Origin of the sequence: Microbacterium pullorum, from assembly GCF_014836535.1 — a bacterium.
Classification (GTDB): domain Bacteria; phylum Actinomycetota; class Actinomycetes; order Actinomycetales; family Microbacteriaceae; genus Microbacterium; species Microbacterium pullorum.
Genome location: NZ_JACSQP010000004.1, coordinates 128880 through 146411 on the forward strand (window position 1 = coordinate 128880; position 17532 = coordinate 146411).

At 71.6% G+C, this 17532-nt stretch carries 17 protein-coding genes; 6 read left to right on the forward strand and 11 right to left on the reverse strand.

Translation table 11 applies throughout. The features are described 5' to 3' along the window. Positions 1–254 precede the first annotated feature (254 nt). The 4 genes from H9651_RS07585 to H9651_RS07600 all read left to right on the forward strand — a co-directional run bounded on the left by H9651_RS07585 (position 255) and on the right by H9651_RS07600 (position 5335). Positions 255–1283, forward strand: a complete 1029-nt coding sequence (locus H9651_RS07585; protein ID WP_191718692.1) for a phosphotransferase family protein — start codon at positions 255–257, stop codon at positions 1281–1283. Further along, positions 1283–2509, forward strand: coding sequence for an acyl-CoA dehydrogenase family protein (locus tag H9651_RS07590; protein WP_191718693.1), 1227 nt, complete (start codon positions 1283–1285; stop codon positions 2507–2509). Before H9651_RS07585 ends, H9651_RS07590 begins: the two co-directional genes overlap by 1 nt. A gap of 60 nt (positions 2510–2569) precedes the next feature. Beyond that, positions 2570–4174 (forward strand): AMP-binding protein, encoded by a 1605-nt coding sequence (locus H9651_RS07595; protein ID WP_191718694.1) that lies wholly within the window; start codon positions 2570–2572, stop codon positions 4172–4174. A 165-nt stretch (positions 4175–4339) separates the two neighbouring features. After that, on the forward strand, positions 4340–5335 hold the full coding sequence (locus H9651_RS07600) for a hypothetical protein (RefSeq protein WP_191718695.1): 996 nt from the start codon (positions 4340–4342) through the stop codon (positions 5333–5335). Positions 5336–5483: 148 nt separating this feature from the next. Here the strand turns inward: H9651_RS07600 and H9651_RS07605 are convergent, their stop codons facing one another. The 10 genes from H9651_RS07605 to H9651_RS07650 form a co-directional block, all read right to left on the reverse strand. Continuing rightward, positions 5484–6794: an ABC transporter substrate-binding protein gene (locus H9651_RS07605; protein ID WP_191718696.1), complete on the reverse strand. Its 1311-nt coding sequence runs from the start codon at positions 6792–6794 to the stop codon at positions 5484–5486. A gap of 4 nt (positions 6795–6798) precedes the next feature. Next, a complete protein-coding gene (locus H9651_RS07610; RefSeq protein WP_191718697.1) occupies positions 6799–7992 on the reverse strand; it encodes a branched-chain amino acid ABC transporter permease in 1194 nt (397 codons plus the stop codon). Further along, positions 7989–8867: a branched-chain amino acid ABC transporter permease gene (locus H9651_RS07615; protein ID WP_191718698.1), complete on the reverse strand. Its 879-nt coding sequence runs from the start codon at positions 8865–8867 to the stop codon at positions 7989–7991. The genes H9651_RS07610 and H9651_RS07615 overlap by 4 nt, the downstream gene beginning before the upstream one ends. After that, positions 8867–9583, reverse strand: coding sequence for an ABC transporter ATP-binding protein (locus tag H9651_RS07620; RefSeq protein WP_191718699.1), 717 nt, complete (start codon positions 9581–9583; stop codon positions 8867–8869). Before H9651_RS07620 ends, H9651_RS07615 begins: the two co-directional genes overlap by 1 nt. Next, positions 9580–10314 (reverse strand): ABC transporter ATP-binding protein, encoded by a 735-nt coding sequence (locus H9651_RS07625; RefSeq protein WP_191718700.1) that lies wholly within the window; start codon positions 10312–10314, stop codon positions 9580–9582. Before H9651_RS07625 ends, H9651_RS07620 begins: the two co-directional genes overlap by 4 nt. Positions 10315–10412: 98 nt before the next feature. After that, positions 10413–11156, reverse strand: a complete 744-nt coding sequence (locus tag H9651_RS07630; protein WP_191718701.1) for a glucose 1-dehydrogenase — start codon at positions 11154–11156, stop codon at positions 10413–10415. After that, complete coding sequence (locus H9651_RS07635; protein ID WP_191718702.1) at positions 11153–12133, reverse strand: NADPH:quinone oxidoreductase family protein; 981 nt, start codon at positions 12131–12133, stop codon at positions 11153–11155. The genes H9651_RS07630 and H9651_RS07635 overlap by 4 nt, the downstream gene beginning before the upstream one ends. 3 nt (positions 12134–12136) lie before the next feature. Further along, positions 12137–12721 (reverse strand): TetR/AcrR family transcriptional regulator, encoded by a 585-nt coding sequence (locus H9651_RS07640; protein ID WP_191718703.1) that lies wholly within the window; start codon positions 12719–12721, stop codon positions 12137–12139. A gap of 12 nt (positions 12722–12733) precedes the next feature. Beyond that, positions 12734–13471 (reverse strand): SDR family oxidoreductase, encoded by a 738-nt coding sequence (locus H9651_RS07645; RefSeq protein ID WP_191718704.1) that lies wholly within the window; start codon positions 13469–13471, stop codon positions 12734–12736. Between the two features lie 85 nt (positions 13472–13556). Then, positions 13557–14378, reverse strand: coding sequence for a potassium channel family protein (locus H9651_RS07650; RefSeq protein WP_191718705.1), 822 nt, complete (start codon positions 14376–14378; stop codon positions 13557–13559). 89 nt (positions 14379–14467) lie between these two features. Between H9651_RS07650 and H9651_RS07655 the strand changes: the two genes are divergently transcribed. After that, positions 14468–15556, forward strand: a complete 1089-nt coding sequence (locus H9651_RS07655; RefSeq protein WP_318244802.1) for an AI-2E family transporter — start codon at positions 14468–14470, stop codon at positions 15554–15556. 33 nt (positions 15557–15589) lie between these two features. On the opposite strand, the gene H9651_RS07660 is transcribed toward H9651_RS07655, so the two are convergent. After that, on the reverse strand, positions 15590–16186 hold the full coding sequence (locus tag H9651_RS07660; RefSeq protein ID WP_191718706.1) for a hypothetical protein: 597 nt from the start codon (positions 16184–16186) through the stop codon (positions 15590–15592). A 123-nt stretch (positions 16187–16309) separates the two neighbouring features. On the opposite strand from H9651_RS07660, the gene H9651_RS07665 reads away from it, so the two are divergent. Further along, complete coding sequence (locus H9651_RS07665) at positions 16310–17521, forward strand: glycosyltransferase (protein ID WP_318244803.1); 1212 nt, start codon at positions 16310–16312, stop codon at positions 17519–17521. Positions 17522–17532: the final 11 nt, after the last annotated feature.

Here is a 17532-nt window from a genome sequence, read left to right on the forward strand (position 1 = left end):
GCCGGGGGCCGCGGGCGGTGGGTTGCCCAGTGCGCGCCCCGAATCGGGGGTGTCGAGGGCTCGTTACCCGGTACGCGCCCCGAACCGGCCGCCGCGGGGCTTCGGTGCCCGGTACGCACCCCGAACCGGGGGTGGTTGGGGTGTCGGATGCCAGTACGCGCCCCGAATCGCGGCGGGGACCGGGTGGTTGGCGACAAACCGACCAGGCGGTATGCTGATTCGGCGACGCGATGCGGCGCGGAGAGGGGTCGACGATGACCGACGTGCCGGGGCTCGATGTGCAGCGGCTGACCGACTGGCTGGCGGCCTCACACCCCGACCTCGCCGACGGCGACCTCACGGCCACTGTCATCGCGGGTGGCCGCAGCAACCTCACCTACGCGATCGACGGCGCGCGCCGCCCGCTCGTGCTGCGGCGCCCGCCGCTGGGCCACGTGCTCGCCAGCGCCCACGACATGCGCCGCGAGCACCGGGTGATCTCGGCGCTGGCATCCACGCCGGTGCCGGTCCCCGTCGCTGTCGATGTGGTCGACGACACCGGTGGCGCGATCACCGGCACCACGTTCTTCCTCATGGAGCGCGCCCCCGGCCGGGTGCTGGCGAGTCCCGCGCACAACGCCGGGTATGACCCTGCGGGCCTCGCCCGGCTGAGCACCGACCTGGTGCGCACCCTCGCCGACCTGCACGGCGTGGAGCCGGCATCGGTGGGGCTGACGGACTTCGGCCGCGCCGATGGGTACCTCCAGCGGCAGCTGTCGACGTGGCACCGGCAGCTGGCCGCCTCGCGTTCGCGTGAGACCCCGACGCTCGACGCCCTACAGGAACGACTGGGCGCGGGGATGCCACGCACCCGCCGGTCGGGCATCGTGCACGGCGACTACCGCCTCGACAACGCCCTCGTCGACGGGCCGGAGCCGCGCCTGTCGGCCGTGCTGGACTGGGAGATGGCGACGCTGGGCGACCCGCTCGTGGACCTCGGCATCTTCGCGCTGTACTGGGACATCGCCGCCCTTCCCGCCGCGTTCGGCGGAGCGATCCCGAGCGCCGTCGACCCGGCCGCCGGCTACCCCCGCTTCGACGAGCTCGCCGAAGTGTACGCCCGGCACGCGGGAACCGACCTGCCCGACCTCGGCTGGTACCGCGCCTTCGCGGCGTACAAGCTCGCGGTGATCCTGGAGGGAATCCATTTCCGGTTCCGCGCCGGCGACACCGTCGGCGAGGGATTCGAGGGCATGGGCGCCCTGGTGGAACCGCTCGCCCACCAAGGTCTGGAGGCCCTCTGATGCATTTCGCCCACGATGACACCACCCGCGAACTCGCCGAACGGGCGCGCACGTTCGTCGACGACACCGTGATTCCTACGGAGCCGGTGCTGCAGGAACAGCTCGATGCCACGCCCGACCAGTGGGGCTTCCGACCGATCGTGACCCAGCTGCGCGAACGCGCCCGCGCGGCGGGGCTGTGGAACCTGTTCCTCCCCGGCGAGCACGGGGCGGGGCTGACGAACCTGCAGTACGCCCCCATCGCCGAGGTCACCGGCTGGAGCCCTCGGCTCGCGCCGGTCGCGTTCAACTGCGCCGCCCCCGACACCGGCAACATGGAGGTGCTGCACGACTTCGGCACACCCGCCCAGCAGAAGCAGTGGCTCGAGCCGCTGTTGGCCGCGCACATCCGCTCGGCGTTCTGCATGACCGAGCCCGACGTCGCCTCGAGCGATGCGACGAACATCGGCACCCGCATCCGCCGCGACGGCGACCACTACGTGGTCAGCGGGCGCAAGTGGTGGTCGACGGGCGCGATGAACCCGGATGCCGCGATCTTCATCGTCATGGGCAAGACCGATCCCGATGCCGTGCGGCACCGGCAGCAGTCGATGATCCTCGTGCCACGCGACGCCCCCGGCGTGCGGGTCGTGCGGGCGCTCACGGTGTTCGGCTACGACGACCGTGACCACGGCGGGCACGCCGAGGTGGCGTTCGACGACGTGCGGGTGCCGGCTGCGAACCTCATCGCCGGGGAGGGCGACGGCTTCGCCATCGCGCAGGCACGCCTCGGGCCCGGTCGCATCCACCACTGCATGCGGGCGCTCGGCATGGGCGAGCGGGCGCTGGCGCTCATGACGGACCGCGCGAACGCGCGCGTCGCGTTCGGGCGCACCCTGGGGGAGCAGGGGGTGATCCGCGAGTGGGTCGCCGAGGCGCGCATCGAGCTGGAGTCGCTGCGGCTGCTCGTGCTCAAGACCGCGTGGCTCATGGACACCGTCGGCAACCGCAAGGCGATGACCGAGATCCAGGCGATCAAGATCGCCGTGCCGCGCGCCGTGCAGCGGATCCTCGATCGGGCGATCCAGGTCTTCGGCGCGGCAGGGGTGTCGCAGGACACCCCGCTGGCCGAGCTGTTCGCCGGCGTCCGGACCCTCCGCATCGCCGACGGCCCCGACGAAGTGCACCTCGCGAGCCTCGGCCGCGCCCAGTTGCGCTCCCGAGTGAGTATTCGCGCCGCCGAGTGAGTATTCGCGCCGCCGAGTGAGTACTCGACAGAAGTTCCGTTCAACGACGAAAGGACCATCATGACCCACCGAGCCGACCCCGCCATCGACGGCCCCGGCTTCGCGACGCTCTCGGTCGCGAGCCTCCTGACCGAATCCGCGCGCCGTCACGCCGACCGCCCGGCGCTGCTGTTCGCCGGCACCACGACGACCTACGCGCAGCTGTGGGACGAGGTGCGCGCGTACGCGGGCGCCCTGCGCGACCGCGGCATCGGCCCCGGCGACCGGGTCGCGATGATCGTGCCGAACGTGCCCGACTTCGCCCGCGTCTACTACGCCGCACTCGCCCTCGGCGCCGTCGTCGTGCCCGTGCATCTGCTCTTCAAGGCCGAGGAGATCGCGTACGTGCTGCGCGACGCCGAGGCCGATCTCTTCGTCGTGGCAGCGCCCCTGCTCGGCGAGGCGCTGCCGGCCGCGGCGGCCACCGGCATCCCGGTCGTGACCGTGCTGCTGCCGGCGGGCACCCCGGCGCCGGTGGGAGACCTGCCGCGCCTCGAGGTCGAGGCGGCGGCGGCGACCCCGATCGAGCGGCACACCGCCACCCGCCCGACCGACCCGGCGACCATCCTGTACACCAGCGGCACCACCGGCACGCCCAAGGGTGCCGTCGGCTCCCATCTGGCCCTCGTGGAGCAGGTGCACTGCTCCCTCATCGACTCGTTCGACCTGCACTCCGGCGACGTCGTGTTCGGCGGACTGCCGCTGTTCCACACCTTCGGGCAGACGGCGGTGATGAACATGGCGATTCGCGTGGGGGCGTCGATCATCCTGCTGCCGAGGTTCGACGCAGACGAGGCGCTGGCTCTCATGGTCGCGCACGGGGCGACGGTGTTCACGGCCGTGCCGACGATGTACGTCGGGATGCTGGAGGCGGCTCGCCGCAGCGACACCCGCCCGCCGCTGCGGTACGCGGTCTCCGGGGGTGCAGCGCTCCCCGTCGCGGTGCTCGAGGCGTTCCGCGACGTCTTCGGCGCCGACGTGCACGAGGGGTACGGACTGACCGAGACGGCGCCGATCGTGTCGTCGAACTCGCTGGTCGAGCCGATCCGGCCCGGCACCGTCGGGCGCCCGCTCTGGGGCGTCGATGTGGCGATCGCCGACCCCGAAGAGGAGGAGCGCATCACCCTGCTCGCCGACCCCGACGCGCTCGGCGAGGTGGTGGTGCGCGGGCACAACCTGTTCAAGGGATACCTGGGTCGCCCCGATGCGACCGACGCCGCGATCGTCGACGGCTGGTTCCGCACCGGCGACCTGGGGCGCTTCGTCGACGGGGTGCTCACGATCGTTGATCGCAAGAAGGACATGATCGTGCGCAGCGGCTACAACGTGTACCCCACCGAGGTCGAAGCCGTGATCGCGCGTCACCCGGGGGTCGCCGTCGCCGCCGTGTTCGGCGTGGCCGACGACCTGCGCGGGCAGGAGGTGCACGTCGCCGTGGTGGCGCACGACGGGCAGACGGTGGATGCCGACGAGCTGATCGCCTTCACGCGGGACCGGATCGCGGCGTACAAGTACCCCCGGACCGTGCACGTGCTCTCGGAGCTGCCCCTGGGCGGAAGCGGCAAGGTACTGAAGCGGGAGCTGGTGGCGCGGTTCTCGCCCGCCCCCGCGGCGGCTGCCGAGTGAGTATTCGCGCGCTCGAGTGAGCATTCGCGCGCTCGAGTGAGTATTCGCGCGCTCGAGTGAGTATTCGCGCCCGCGCGCTCTCCACAGCATCGATCCCACCGCGAATACTCCACCGATGGCCGACCGGCATCCGCGTGCCGGCCGGAATCCGGCCACCATCGACGCATGACACTTGAGATCGCGCCCGCCGACTTGCCGGCGCCGGAGGAGTTCATCCGCGAGCAGGCGCGTATGGAGGTGCGCCAGCGTCTCGCTCGAGGGACACTCGTGCGCCTGCACGGTCAATGGGAGCTGACGGCCGACGAGTACGCCTGCCTGTACGCGGAGGAGCAGCATCGCATCGACGTCACGCGGGTCGCCCGGGCGATGCGCACGGATGCCGCGGTCGTCTCGTATGCGAGCGCCGCAGCGGTCCACGGGCTGCCGCTCTTCCGTGCTCGACCGCGACGCGTGCACGTGACGATGCGCGCCGGTGCGGCGACCCGGTCGCACCCCGCCGTCTTCCGGCACCGTGACTCGCTGCCGGAGGAGGACGTCGCATCCGTCGGTGGCGTCGCGGTCACGTCGCTCGAACGCACCGTGATCGACGCGATCCGGGTTTTGCGGCTGGAAGCCGCCGTTGCCGTCGCCGATGCCGCCCTCCACCGGGTCGCGTGGGACGACGCCGCGCGCCGATACGACGGGCAGGCCGCCGAGCGAATGCGGCTGCGCCTGTGGCAACGGCTGTTCCGGATGCCGGGAGCTCGCGGCATCCGCCAGGCGCGCTGGGTGCTCGAGCTCGCCGACGGCCGCGCGGATGGGCCGGGCGAATCCGTCGGACGCCTGTACCTGCTGCTCCTCGGGTTCGCGCGGCCCCGACTGCAGGTCGCGGTGCCCGGGCCCGATGGCGGGGTCTACCGAATGGATGCCGCGTTGGACGACGTCGGGTTCTGGTGGGAGTTCGACGGTGTCGGCAAGTACGTCGACACCGAGATGACGGGAGGCAGGGAGCCCGGCGACATCCTCCGGCGGCAGCGCCGTCGAGAGGAGTGGGTGACCGCGACCACGGGGTGGTCGTTCACCCGGTGCCGTTGGACGCACCTCGAGTCGCTCACCGTCTTCGCGCTGAAGCTGCGCGCCGACGGGGTCCCGCTGCCGCGGGCGCACGTGCTCCCGCTGTGAGGGTTGCGGACGGGCGGACGCGAATACTCACTCGGCACCGCGAATACTCACTCGGCACCGCGAATACTCACTCGGCACCGCGAATACTCACTCGGCACGAAACGGCAGGGGCCGCGCCGCGCTGCGCGTCGCGGCCCCTGCCCCGCTTTCAGGCGCCGGGGACCGCGGCGCCTGACAGCGGCACGGGCTGCCGGTCCACGGACGAGACACTGCCGTCACGCACCTCGTAGGTTGCGTCGACGTAGTCCTGCACGCCCTGGTCCACCGTCGTGATGCCCACGCCGAGGTACGCCGCGTGGCTGTCGGGTCCGAACGCCAGCGGCAGGATGCCGTTGCCGACGAGGTCGCCCGACTGCACCGCCTCGATGAGGGCCTCGCGCGTCGGGTTCTCGCCCGCCGCAGCCAGCGCCTCGGCGAAGACGTACCCCACGCTCATGCCGAAGATCGTGTTGCCGTCGAAGGGAGCGTCGCCGTTGTACTCCGTGTTGATCTCGCGGAAGAGTTCGACCCACTCGTCGTCTGCCATCGGCAGGTAGTTGGTGCCCGTGAATCCCTGCAGCAGCTTCGGTGCCACGTCCTCGCCCAGGTATCCCACGAGCGTCGGGTAGTCCGCGCCCGACGACGAGGCGAACCACTGCGGGAACCAGCCGAGCTGCGCCGCGGTCCCGACCGCGAGCGCGGTGAAGCCGTTGATGGTCGCCAGCGTCACGATGTCGCATCCGGCGGCCTGCAGCGCGCCGATCTGCGCGGTGACGTCCTGGTTCGACACCGAGTAGCGCTGCACCTCGGTCAGGCCGTCGGCGCCGAGGGCCATCTCGAGGCCCTCGAGGAACTCGTCGCCGAAGTCGTCGTCCTGGCCGAGCATGCAGACCGCCGCGTCGGGGAACTCGTCGGCCGCGTACTGGCCGAGCGCGGCGCCTTCCACGACGTAGTCGGCGTTGAACCCGAACGTGTTCGGGTAGGTCTCGGGCTGGTTCCACGAGGTCGAGCCGGATGCCACGAACAGGTCGGGCACCGAGTTCTGGTCGAGGAAGTCCAGCACCGACTGGTGCGTCGCCGTGCCGAGGCCGTTGAGGATCGCGAAGACCTCGTCCTGCTGCACGAGCTCGCGCACGACGGTCTGCGAGTTGGCGGGGTTGTACCCGTCGTCCTTCACGATGTACTCGATCGTGCGACCGTTCACCCCACCCTGGTCGTTGAGGTAGTCGAAGTACGCGTTCGTGGCGGCGGAGATCGACGAGTAGCCGGCGGCGGCCGGGCCGGTCAGCGGCGTGTGGGTGCCGATGGTGACGGTGGTGTCGGTCACGCCGGTGCTGTCGCCTGCGGTCTCGCCCTCACCGCCGGACGCCGGCGCCGAAGGGGTGCTGCAGGCCGCGAGGCTGACAGCGAGGGCGGATGCCGCGATCAGACCGCCCGTGCGACGGGCGGCAGAGCGCAGCGTTGAGCTCTGTTGGGACATGGGATCACCTTTCAATCGGGATGGTGCGGGAAGAGTCAGAGGATGCCGTGGTGTCGGATGCCGGCGCGGCCGGGTCCGCCGCCCCGGCCGGGGGTGCCGCTGGGTCAGAACCCGCCGACGAGGACGACCCCGAGGGCCCCGCCGGGACCACCCCGGAACGCCGCCGCCGCAAGGTGCCCGCCAGGCCCGCCAGCCCGTCGGGGCGCAGGATCATGACGGCGATGAGCAGCGCTCCGAAGACGAGGAGCGACAGGTTGCCCGAGAGCCGCTGTTCGAGGTCGCGGGGCAGGTCCAGTGCGGCGGAGCCCGCGCCGAGGGCCCAGGGCAGCACCACGATGACAACCGAGCCGAGGGCGGCGCCGCCGATGCTCCCGAGCCCGCCGAGCACGGCGGCCACCACGAGCAGCAGCGAGAACGCGAGCGTATAGCCGCCGGGGCCGACCGACTGCGTGATGAAGCAGAGCACCGCACCGCCCGCGCCCGCCGCGGCGGCGCTGAGGGTGAAGGCCGTCACCTTGACGCGTCGGGCGGGAACGCCGTTCAGGCGCGCGGCGGTCTCGTCGTCGCGGACGGCCCGCATGCGAAGCCCCAGCGTGCCCCGCCGCACGAGGGTGAGGCACGTCACCACGATGGATGCCACGATGATCGCCACCCACGCCTGCCACTGCTCCAGGGCGATGAGCCGCTCCAGCGCCGTCGGTACCGCGTTGTAGGTTGCCTGCAGTCCCTGGTCGCCGCGGAAGATGCCCGACCACACGCTCGTGATGGCGGGGACGGCGATGACGAGGGCCAGGGTCAGGCCGGCGAGGTAGGGACCGTGCAGCCGCGCGGCGGCGAGTCCCAGCAGCAGCCCGAGCAGGCATGCGATCGCGACCCCGGCCACGAGCGACACGACGAAGCGCGGCACACCGTCGACACCGGCATCCGTCAGCGCGTTCGACGTGAGGGCGTAGCCGTAGCCGCCCGCGGCCATCAGCGCGGCGTGCCCGAGCGAGAGCTGCCCGCTCAGTCCGACGAGCAGGCTGAGCCCGGCGACGGCGCAGAAGTACGCGGCGGCGGTGGCGAGCTGGAAGTTGCGGAACGGGTCGAGCAGGAACGTCCCGCCGAGGGCCAGCACCGTCAGTACGACCGCGGTCCACAGCACGCGCGGGGTGCCGGTGAGGCCGGGAAGGAAGCGGGGAACGCGTGAGCCGGTCATGCGGTGCGCGCCTGTCGCATCGAGAAGATGCCGCCGGGTTTGACCAGCAGCACCCCCACCAGCAGCACGAGCACCCCGATCGGGGCGACGGTGGAACCGAGGTAGCCGGTGACGAGGCTCATCACGACGCCGACGACGAGGCCGCCCAGCAGCGCTCCGATCGGCGAATCGAGGCCCCCGACGACGGCGACGGTGAACGCGTAGACGAAGAGGATGTCGGTGGAGTGCGGGTTGAGGCCGAGCTCAGTGGGGATGAGCAGCATCGCGGCGAGGGCCGCGACCGCGGCCGAGAGCATCCACCCGATCGTCACCATGCGGTCCACGCGCACGCCCAGCAGCCGCGACACCTCAGGCGCGAACGCGGATGCCCGCAGCTGCAGGCCGAGGGAGGTGCGGGTGAACAGCAGTGCGAGCAGTCCCATGACCGCGAGGGCCACGACGAGCACGAAGATGTCGTAGGGCGAGAGCAGTGGCACCCCGCCGACGAAGATCGGCGTCTCGTCGAAGGGCGCGGCCATGGGCCGGTACTGCGGGCCGAAGAAGATGCCCAGCAGCGACTGCAGCACCATCACCAGCCCGATGGCGATGATGATGCCCGACAGCGGCGAACTGTGGGGAGCGTGGCGCATGAGCCCGCGCTCGACCACGAAGCCGATGGCGGCGCCCCCGAGGATGCCGGCGGCCAGCCCCGCGGCATACGAGCCGGTGAGCGCGGTGACGGCGAACGCGAGGTAGGTCGCCACCAGCGCCATGGCGCCCTGGGCGAAGTTGATGATGCGGGCGGCCCGCCAGATGAGCACGAGCGACAGGGCGAACAGCGCGAAGATCGCGCCGCGGGCAAGGCCGGTGGCGAGCAGGAAGGCGAGGCGGTCCATCAGAATCCCAGGTAGGCGTGGCGCAGGGCGGTGTCGTCTGCGAGGGCGGATGCCGCGGCATCCGCCACGACACGACCGAGATCCAGCACCACGCCGCGGCCGGCGATCGACAGCGCGCTGGTGATGTTCTGCTCGGCCAGGAGTACGGTCATGCCGTCGCGGGCGGCGGCGTCGCGGAGGGTCGCCATCAGCTGGGCGACCACGAGCGGGGCGAGCCCCAGCGACGGTTCGTCGAGGGTGAGCACGCGGGGGCGGGAGACGAGCGCCCGACCGAGGGCGAGCATCTGGCGCTCGCCGCCGGAGAGCTGATGGCCGTCGCTGGCGCGGCGGCGGGCGAGGGGCTCGAACAGCTCATAGACCTCTGCCACGGCCACGTCACGCGCCCGGCCGCGATGCCGCCACAGCGACCCGAGCCGCAGGTTCTCGTCGACGGTGAGCTCGGCCACGACGCTGCGCCCCTCGGGCACCTGCGCGATGCCGCGACGGGCGCGGTCTTCGGGGCTGAGGCGGGCGAGGTCGTCGCCGTCGAGGCGGATCGTGCCGGAGCGGGGTCGCACGAATCCGGCGAGGGTGCGCAGCAGCGTCGTCTTGCCCGCGCCGTTCGCGCCGAGCAGCGCCACGATCTCGCCCGGTTCGAGCGCGAACGTGACATGGTGCAGCACCGGCTCGCCGCCGTACCCGACGGTGAGGTCGTGAAACGACAGTGCCCCGTTCATGCGGTGGCCTTCAGGCCCAGGTACGCCTCTTCGACGGCGGGATCGGTGCGCACCTCATCGGGGGTGCCGCGGGCGATGACGCGGCCGAAATCGAGCACCACCACCCGATCGGCGACCGACATGACGAAGTCGACGTGGTGCTCGACCAGCAGCACGGCGCAGCCGGCGTCGGCGGTCGCGCGCACGGTGCGGGCGAGGGCGGCGATGTCGTCGTGGCCGAGGCCACCGGCCGGTTCGTCCAGCAGCAGCAGCCGCGGGTCGCTCACGAGGGCGCGGGCCAGGGCCACGCGCTTGCGCACCGGGTAGGGGAGTGCGGCGACCGGGCGGTCGGCGACGGCCAGCAGGTCGTGGGTGGCGAGTTCGGCGGCGACGCGCGCGGCGGCACGCCTGGTCGTGCCCGGCGCACTCAGGGGAACCGCGACGTTCTCACGTACGGTGGCGCCCTCGAACAGCCCGAGTCCCTGCAGGGTGCGGGCCACACCGAGCCGGGTGAGCGCCGAGGTGCGCGGCGGGATCGGTCGGCCGTCGAGGCGGATGTCGCCGCGACTGCGCACGAGCGCGCACACCGCGTTGAAGACCGTGGTCTTGCCGGCGCCGTTCGGTCCGATGAGGGCGACGACCTGGCCCGCCGGCACGTCGAACGAGACATCCTGCAGTGCGGTGAGGCCGCCGAAGGTCACGGTGAGGCCGTCCACGGCAAGCCGGGGAACGGGGGTGGCGGGAGTGGTCATCGGCACCTCTTCGTGTCGGGTGACGCCACTGTACCTCATAAACCGACCAGCCGGTATGTTGGTTCTGCGAGGGGCTGCGCGGCCGACCCGCCGGGCGATCACTTATGCGGGATGCCGGTGACCATGCCGCCGTCGACGACGAACTCGGCCCCGCTGGTGAAGCGGGACGCGTCGGAGGCGAGGAAGACGATCGTGCCCGCGACGTCATCGGGGGTGCCCGCGCGCCCGAGGGGGATGTCGATGCGCTCGGGGTCGATGCGCGTGGTCATGTCGGTGAGGATGAGGCCCGGGTGCACCGAGTTCACGCGGATGCCGCGCGGACCGAGCTCGACGGCGAGCGACTTCGTCAGCCCGCGCACCCCGAACTTCGCCGCCGTGTAGCCGTGCAGGCCGGGGCTGCCGCGCAGACCCTCGACGGAGGAGATGTTGATGATCGAGCCGCCGCCGGCATCCGCCATCGCCGGAACGACCGCGCGGCAGCCGAGGAAGGTGCCGGTCAGGTTCACCGCGATGACGGCGTTCCACTTGGCCATCGAGTAGTGCTCGATCGGGGCGGCGTTGGCGATGCCGGCGTTGTTGACCAGCACGTCGATGCCGCCGAAGCGCTCGAGGGCCCCGGCGACGACGGCATCCCACCCCGCCTCGTCGGTGACGTCGAGATGCAGGAAGGCGGCGCGCGGGCCGAGGGCGTCGACCAGGGCCGTGCCTTCGTCGTCGAGCAGGTCGGCCACCACCACGCTCGCCCCCGCGGTGTGCAGAGCCCGCACGTAGGCGGCGCCGAGGCCGCGGGACCCGCCGGTGACGAGCGCCGTGCGCCCGGCGAGGTCGAACGGCGAGGTCACGGCGCGACCTCGATCACGACCCGTCCGGTGGTCTGGCCGCCGGCGAGCTTCTGGATCGCCTCGGGGGCGCGTTCGAAGGGCACCACCTCGTCCACGAGCGGGCGGATGGCGCCGGATGCCGCGAGGTGGGTGAGCTGCTCGTGCGCCTCGGCCACGAGGTCGGGCCGCTGCTGCGAGTACAGCGCCCAGTACAGGCCCAGCACCGCGAAGTTCTTCACCAGCGCGACGTTGGTCTTGAGGGTGGGGATCTCGCCGCTCGCGAAGCCGATCACCACGATGCGGCCCTCGAACGCGACAGAGCGCGTCGAGGCCTCGAAGGCGGAGCCGCCCACCGGGTCGAAGATGACGTCGGCGCCGTGGCGGCCGGTGATCTCCTTCACGCGGGCGGGGATGTCGTCGACACCGCGCACCAGCACGTGCTCGGCCCCGAGATCGCGCGCGACGGCCGCCTTCGCGTCGCTGCCCACGACGGCGATCACGTGCGCCCCGGCGGCCACGCCGAGCTGCACGGTGGCAGCCCCCACGCCGCCGGCCGCGGCGTGCACGAGCAGCCACTCGCCCGCCTGCAGCGCGGCCCGGCGGTGCAGGGCGAACCAGGCGGTCTGGTACGCGATCATGAGGCCGGATGCCGCGATGTCGTCGAGGGCGTCGGGGGTGGGATGCAGATCCGCTGCCGGCAGCACGGCGAGCTCGCTGAGCACGCCGATCTTGCCGCCGACGACGCGGTCGCCGACGGCGAAGCCCTCGACGCCCGGTCCCAGGGCCCGCACGGTGCCGGCGAACTCGATTCCGGGGATGAAGGGCAGCTCGGGACGCACCTGGTACTGCCCGCGCGACAGCAGCACATCGGGGAAGTTCGCCGCCACCGCCGCCACCTGCACCAGCACCTCACCGGCATGCGCAGTCGGGTCTTCGACCTCGACCAGCTCGAGGGCGTTCTCTGGTTCTGCGTGGCGGGTGACGTGCCAGGCGCGCATGGGCTACTCCTTCGTGGTCCGGATGCTGGTGAGGAAGAGATCGGTCAGCTGCGCGGCGAGCTGCGAGGCGGATTCGGGGCCGGCGGGCGAATACCAGTGCGAGAGATAGTGCACGTCGCTGAAGAAGTGGGCGATGAGCACGGGCACCGGGATGTCGGTGCGGAACAGCCCTTCGGCCTGCCCCTGCGCGATGAGCGCGGCGACCTCGTCGTGGTAGGCGCGGCGCCGGCGGGTGACCTCCTGCTGGCGGGGTGCGGAGAGCATGTGGGCGCTGCGGAAGAAGACGGTGCCCTCGGGGAGGAACTCGATCGACGTCTCGAGCACGTCCACGCACACCGCACGCAGAATCGCATCGGCCGCCCCGCCGCCGGCGACGATCTCGTCCAGGCGCGCCTTCTGCAGCGTCAGCAGCCGGTCGTAGATGCCGAACAGCAGGTCGTCCTTCGACTCGAAGTAGTGGTACATCGCGCCCTTGGTGACCCCGGCCGCCTCGACGATCTGCTGCACGCTGGTGTTGGCGTAGCCCTGCTCGGCGAAGAGGTCGACGGCGGCACGGGTGACGGCGTCGGCGACGCTGGTCTGCTTCATGCGTTCATCCTCTCAACCGATCGGGCGCACCGACGCGCCCCCGTCGATGAGCAGGGTCTGGCCGGTGATCCAGGCGGCATCCGCCGACAGCAGAAACGCGACGGGCCCGGCGACGTCGTCGGGTTCGCCCAGGCGTGCGAGCGGGTACGGCGCGGCGGCCTCTTGCTCCCGTCCCTCGTACAGGGCGCGGGCGAAGCGCGTCTTGACCACGGCGGGGGCGACGGCGTTGACCCGCAGGGCGGGGGCGAGCTCATCGGCCAGCTGCATGGTGAGGTTGATCAGCGCCGCCTTGGAGATGCCGTAGAACGCGATGCCGGGGCTCGCGGCGACCCCGGCGATGGAGGCGATGTTGACGACGGAGGCCGAAAGGCCCGCGGCGACGGCGTCGCGGGTCCACTCCAGCGAGCCGAGCACATTGACCTCGAGGATCTTGCGTGCGGCGTCGACGTCGATGCCGAGCACCGGGCCGTACACGGGGTTGATGCCGGTGTTGTTGACGAGGTGGTCCAGGCGTCCGTGGGTCGCGGCGATGTGGGCGAAGACGGCGGCGCGGTGATCGGGGTCATCGGCGTGGCCGGCGACGCCGGTCGCCCGGGCCCCCAGCTCGGCGACAGCGTCGTCGAGCGGCCCCTGGTTGCGCCCGGTGATGATGACCGACCCGCCCTCGGCGACGAGGCGCCGCGCGATGGCGAAGCCGATGCCGCGGCTGGCGCCGGTGATGAGCGTGACCGTGCCTTCGAACCTCTGCATGGCGCCTCCTCGCGCGACACACCGGTCGCATACCGTCCGGTCGGTATGACCCTACACCACTCCCGCTGCCTTCCGAGCCTCCGCCTCACGTATCGGTGGCGGTGTCGCCGTCGGCGGTCGTCGCCGTGGCATCCCGGCCCTGCACGGGCCCGTGCGCGCCGGCGCCCGGCGCGTGCCAGCGCGGACGCCGCCGCGGGTGCTCCGCCGACTCGGCGGCGAGCGCGGCCTGGTGGGCCAGTTCGCCCTCGCGTGCCCGGCGCTCGCCGGCGCGCTGCATCTGCTCGGTGAGGGCCGAGATCACGGTCGCGCTCGTGGCGCCCAGCACCACCAGGCCGCCCATCATCAGACCCACCGCGATGACGCGCCCCGCCACGGTGACCGGCACATAGTCGCCGTAGCCGACCGTGGCGATGGTGGTGAACCCCCACCAGATGGCATCGCCGAGGTTGACGATGTTGGCGTCGGGGGCGTTGCGCTCGACGAGCCACACGAGGGAGGAGGCGGCGAACACGAACAGGAACGTGAACAGTGAAACCGAGATGATCACTCGGATGCGCTGCCGACTCGACGTCGTGCCGAACCAGGGCACGCGCCAGATGAACGTGAGGATCACGAACGGCCGCAGGTACGGCACGACGAGCGAGACCAGCTCGAACCACCGTTCCCGCAGGAAGGTGGCCGGGTGGCCGCTGAAGACCAGGCGCACCGCGAAGTCGCCGATGAACACCACCCACGTCACCACGACCGTGGCCACGAGCGCCGCCTGCCAGGCCGGCGCCAGTGTCGCATCCGAAACGAGCCACATCCACGCCGTGAAGAACGCGATCGACAGCACGAACATCGGCCACGCAGTGCGGTCCTCCCACACCAGCGTGCGTCGGGAGATCGCCGTCGACGCGTCCGTCATGTCGCAAACGATAGCGATGCCACGCCCGCGCGTCGCGGGGTGAGCGATATCGTCCCCCGCTGCACAGGCGTCGCGGATAGCCTGGCCGCGTGACACACGCCCCAGCCGACCGCCCATCCGCCGTCCTGCCCCCGTCGCTGCGGGTGCTGCTGGTGCTGGCCGCCGCGGTCGTCGTGCTCGCCGGCGCCTACGCCGCGCAGGGGCTCATCGGCCCGCTGGCGCTCGCCGTGGTGATCGTGATCATCTGCCATCCGATGCGGGGACCTCTCGAACGACGCGGCTGGCCGCGCTGGGCCGCCACATCGGCGGTCGTCGCCCTGGCCTACGCGGTGCTCGCGATCATGGCGGTGCTGCTGTACGTCGCGGGGGCGCAGTTCGTCGGCCTCGTGCGGGACTTCGAGGACGATCTGCGAGCCACCGCCCGCGGCATCACGCAGTGGCTGGGTGGACTCGGGGTGCAGCAAGAAGCGTCGGATGCCGCGGCATCGGTGCTCGACCCCTCGAACCTGCTGTCGTGGGCCACCTCGCTCGGCAGCGCGACGCTCGGCATCCTCACCGCCTTCTTCTTCGTGCTCGCCTACGTGATCTTCATGGCCGTCGATGCCGCTCGCTACGCCCACGTGCAGGAGGTGTTCGGTGAGCAGGTGGCCCCGACCGTGCGGCGCTTCCAACGTTTCAACACCGGCGTGCGCCGGTACTACATCGTCAACGCGAGCTTCGGTGCGGTGGTCGCGATCATCGACGGGTTGGCGCTCTGGGCGCTGGGGGTCCCTGCCCCCGTGGTGTGGGCGATCCTCGCGTTCGTGACGAATTTCATCCCCAACGTCGGCTTCGTCATCGGGCTCGTCCCGCCGGCACTGCTGGCGCTCGTCGTCGGCGGGTGGCCGCTCATGCTCGTGGTGGTCGCCATCTACTGCGTCGTCAACGTGACGCTGCAGGTGCTGGTGCAGCCGAAGTTCGTCAGCGACGCCGTCGACCTGACCCTCACGCTGAGTTTCTTCTCGGTGGTGTTCTGGACGTTCATCATCGGACCGCTCGGCGCGATTCTGTCGATCCCGCTCACTCTTGCGGTGCGGGCGCTGGTGCTCGACGGCGATCCGCAGACGTGGTGGCTGCGCTGGCTGTCGGGCGACCGCGACGCCCGCCCGGCGCCCGGCACCCCACCCGCGACCGAATGACGGCCGCGCGCGGCTGACGGTGCGGGTGGCGGCTCAACTCGGGTCGAGTCGCAGCACGTCGGGGGAGGAGCCCACCGGCAGGTCGTCGACGACGCGCAGGGCGCGGGCCAGGTCATCCACGGCGGCCAGCACCGTGCCGACACGCTCGCGGTCGCTGCACACCGCTGTCAGCGTCACGAAATGCGTTCCGGTGTCCCACGTATAGGTGACGAACGGCGGCGGTGCGGGGTCGCCGGAGGGCAGGGTGACGGCGAGTTTCTCGCCCACGCCGAGGTAGGGGTTGCGGAACGACTCGGTGTCGTCGTACTCCATGGGCATCGAGGCGCGGGCGACGCGCAGCTGCGGTGTCGCCTGCTGGATCTGCGCCATCGCCACGAGCAGGGAGGGATCGTCCTTCCACACCCATGCCAGCACCCGACCGTCGGCCTTGCGCATGAGCAGCGGTGCGGCCTGGCTCATCGCCCACGCGGCGAATCGGCCACCCGGGCGCGGGGTGCCTCCCATCGCGGCGTTCGCCTGCTGCATGAGCATGCTGATGGCCGCCTTGCGGTGTCGGCGGCCACGCCACCCGAGTGAGCCGGTCACGGGCACCCAGCGGGCGGGGTCGGCGTCGGCGTGCAGTCGAGACATGCCCCCAGCGTAGGCGGCGCACCGGGGCGTCATCTTGGGGTTCGCGTGGGTCGCTCGGGTAGAGTGGTGGCCGCCGCCGTCACACCCCGGGCGGCGAGACGCAGAGATAGGCAGCCACCCTCCGTGACTTCCCCCGCGACACCCGAGCCGGCGAAACCCGCCGGTCGCCGTCCCCTCAAGATCGTCATGGGATGCGACACCTTCGCCCCAGACGTCAACGGCGCGGCGCGCTTCGCCGAACGCCTGGCCGCCGGTCTTGCCGAGCGTGGCCACGACGTGCACGTCGTCGCCCCCGGTCAGAAGTACCGACGCTTCCCGCCGGCGACCGAGGTGATCGAGGGAGTGCCCCTCACCGTGCATCGCCTCCCCGCCGTGCGCTGGCCTCCGCACGACTGGCTGCGGTTCGTGTGGCCCTGGCGCGCCAAGCACTACGCGCGCAAGGTGCTGAGCGAGGTGCAGCCGGACGTCGTGCACATCCAGTCGCACATCGTGATCGGTCGCGGGCTCTCGCGCATCGCGAAGCAGCGCGGCATCCCGGTCATCGCCACCAACCACGTCATGGCCGAGAACATCCTCGACTTCACGACCCTGCCGCCGCTGCTGGACAAGATGCTGCTGAAGGCCGCGTGGGATGATGCCGAGCGCACGTTCCACATCGCGCGCGCGGTGACCACGCCCACCCGACGGGCCGCCGACTTCCTCGAGTCGACCATCGACATCGCCGGCGTCATCCCCGTCAGCTGCGGCATCGACGCGTCGAACTACACCCCGGTGCTGACGCCGCGCGAGAGCAACCGCATCCTGTACGTGGGGCGGTTGACGACCGAGAAGCACATCGACACGCTGCTGCACGCGGTCACCAAGCTCGACCCCGAGCTGGACGTGACCGTCGACATCGTCGGCGGCGGCGACCAGCGCAAGTCGCTGGACGCCCTGACGGCGCGGCTCGGCCTGACCGACAAGGTGCGGTTCCACGGGCGCGTCGACGAGGACGAGCTGCGCTCGCTCTACTCCCGTGCCAGCGTCTTCGCGATGCCGTCCATCGCCGAGCTGCAGTCGATCGCCACCATGGAGGCGATGGCGTCGGGGCTCCCGGTCGTCGCCGCCGACGCCCTGGCCCTGCCGCACCTGGTCGAGGACGGGGCGAACGGGTGGCTCTTCCGCCCGCGCGACGCCGATGACCTGGCCGCCAAGCTCACCCGTGTGCTCACGGCATCGCCCGAGGCGTACGTCGCCATGCAGCGGGCCTCGCTCCAGGGTGTCGAGATCCACGACATCGCCCGCACTCTCGACACGTTCGAGGCGCTGTACCGAGGCGAGCCGCTGGGTTCGTGAGCATGCCGCAG

What these genes read in the sequence shown, in the direction of transcription:
- H9651_RS07585 (WP_191718692.1), top strand. Translation starts at nt 255, where the DNA reads ATGACCGACGTGCCGGGGCTCGATGTGCAGCGGCTGACCGACTGGCTG.
- H9651_RS07590 (WP_191718693.1), top strand. Translation starts at nt 1,283, where the DNA reads ATGCATTTCGCCCACGATGACACCACCCGCGAACTCGCCGAACGGGCG.
- H9651_RS07595 (WP_191718694.1), top strand. Translation starts at nt 2,570, where the DNA reads ATGACCCACCGAGCCGACCCCGCCATCGACGGCCCCGGCTTCGCGACG.
- H9651_RS07600 (WP_191718695.1), top strand. Translation starts at nt 4,340, where the DNA reads ATGACACTTGAGATCGCGCCCGCCGACTTGCCGGCGCCGGAGGAGTTC.
- H9651_RS07605 (WP_191718696.1), bottom strand. Translation starts at nt 6,794, where the DNA reads ATGTCCCAACAGAGCTCAACGCTGCGCTCTGCCGCCCGTCGCACGGGC.
- H9651_RS07610 (WP_191718697.1), bottom strand. Translation starts at nt 7,992, where the DNA reads ATGACCGGCTCACGCGTTCCCCGCTTCCTTCCCGGCCTCACCGGCACC.
- H9651_RS07615 (WP_191718698.1), bottom strand. Translation starts at nt 8,867, where the DNA reads ATGGACCGCCTCGCCTTCCTGCTCGCCACCGGCCTTGCCCGCGGCGCG.
- H9651_RS07620 (WP_191718699.1), bottom strand. Translation starts at nt 9,583, where the DNA reads ATGAACGGGGCACTGTCGTTTCACGACCTCACCGTCGGGTACGGCGGC.
- H9651_RS07625 (WP_191718700.1), bottom strand. Translation starts at nt 10,314, where the DNA reads ATGACCACTCCCGCCACCCCCGTTCCCCGGCTTGCCGTGGACGGCCTC.
- H9651_RS07635 (WP_191718702.1), bottom strand. Translation starts at nt 12,133, where the DNA reads ATGCGCGCCTGGCACGTCACCCGCCACGCAGAACCAGAGAACGCCCTC.
- H9651_RS07640 (WP_191718703.1), bottom strand. Translation starts at nt 12,721, where the DNA reads ATGAAGCAGACCAGCGTCGCCGACGCCGTCACCCGTGCCGCCGTCGAC.
- H9651_RS07645 (WP_191718704.1), bottom strand. Translation starts at nt 13,471, where the DNA reads ATGCAGAGGTTCGAAGGCACGGTCACGCTCATCACCGGCGCCAGCCGC.
- H9651_RS07650 (WP_191718705.1), bottom strand. Translation starts at nt 14,378, where the DNA reads ATGACGGACGCGTCGACGGCGATCTCCCGACGCACGCTGGTGTGGGAG.
- H9651_RS07660 (WP_191718706.1), bottom strand. Translation starts at nt 16,186, where the DNA reads ATGTCTCGACTGCACGCCGACGCCGACCCCGCCCGCTGGGTGCCCGTG.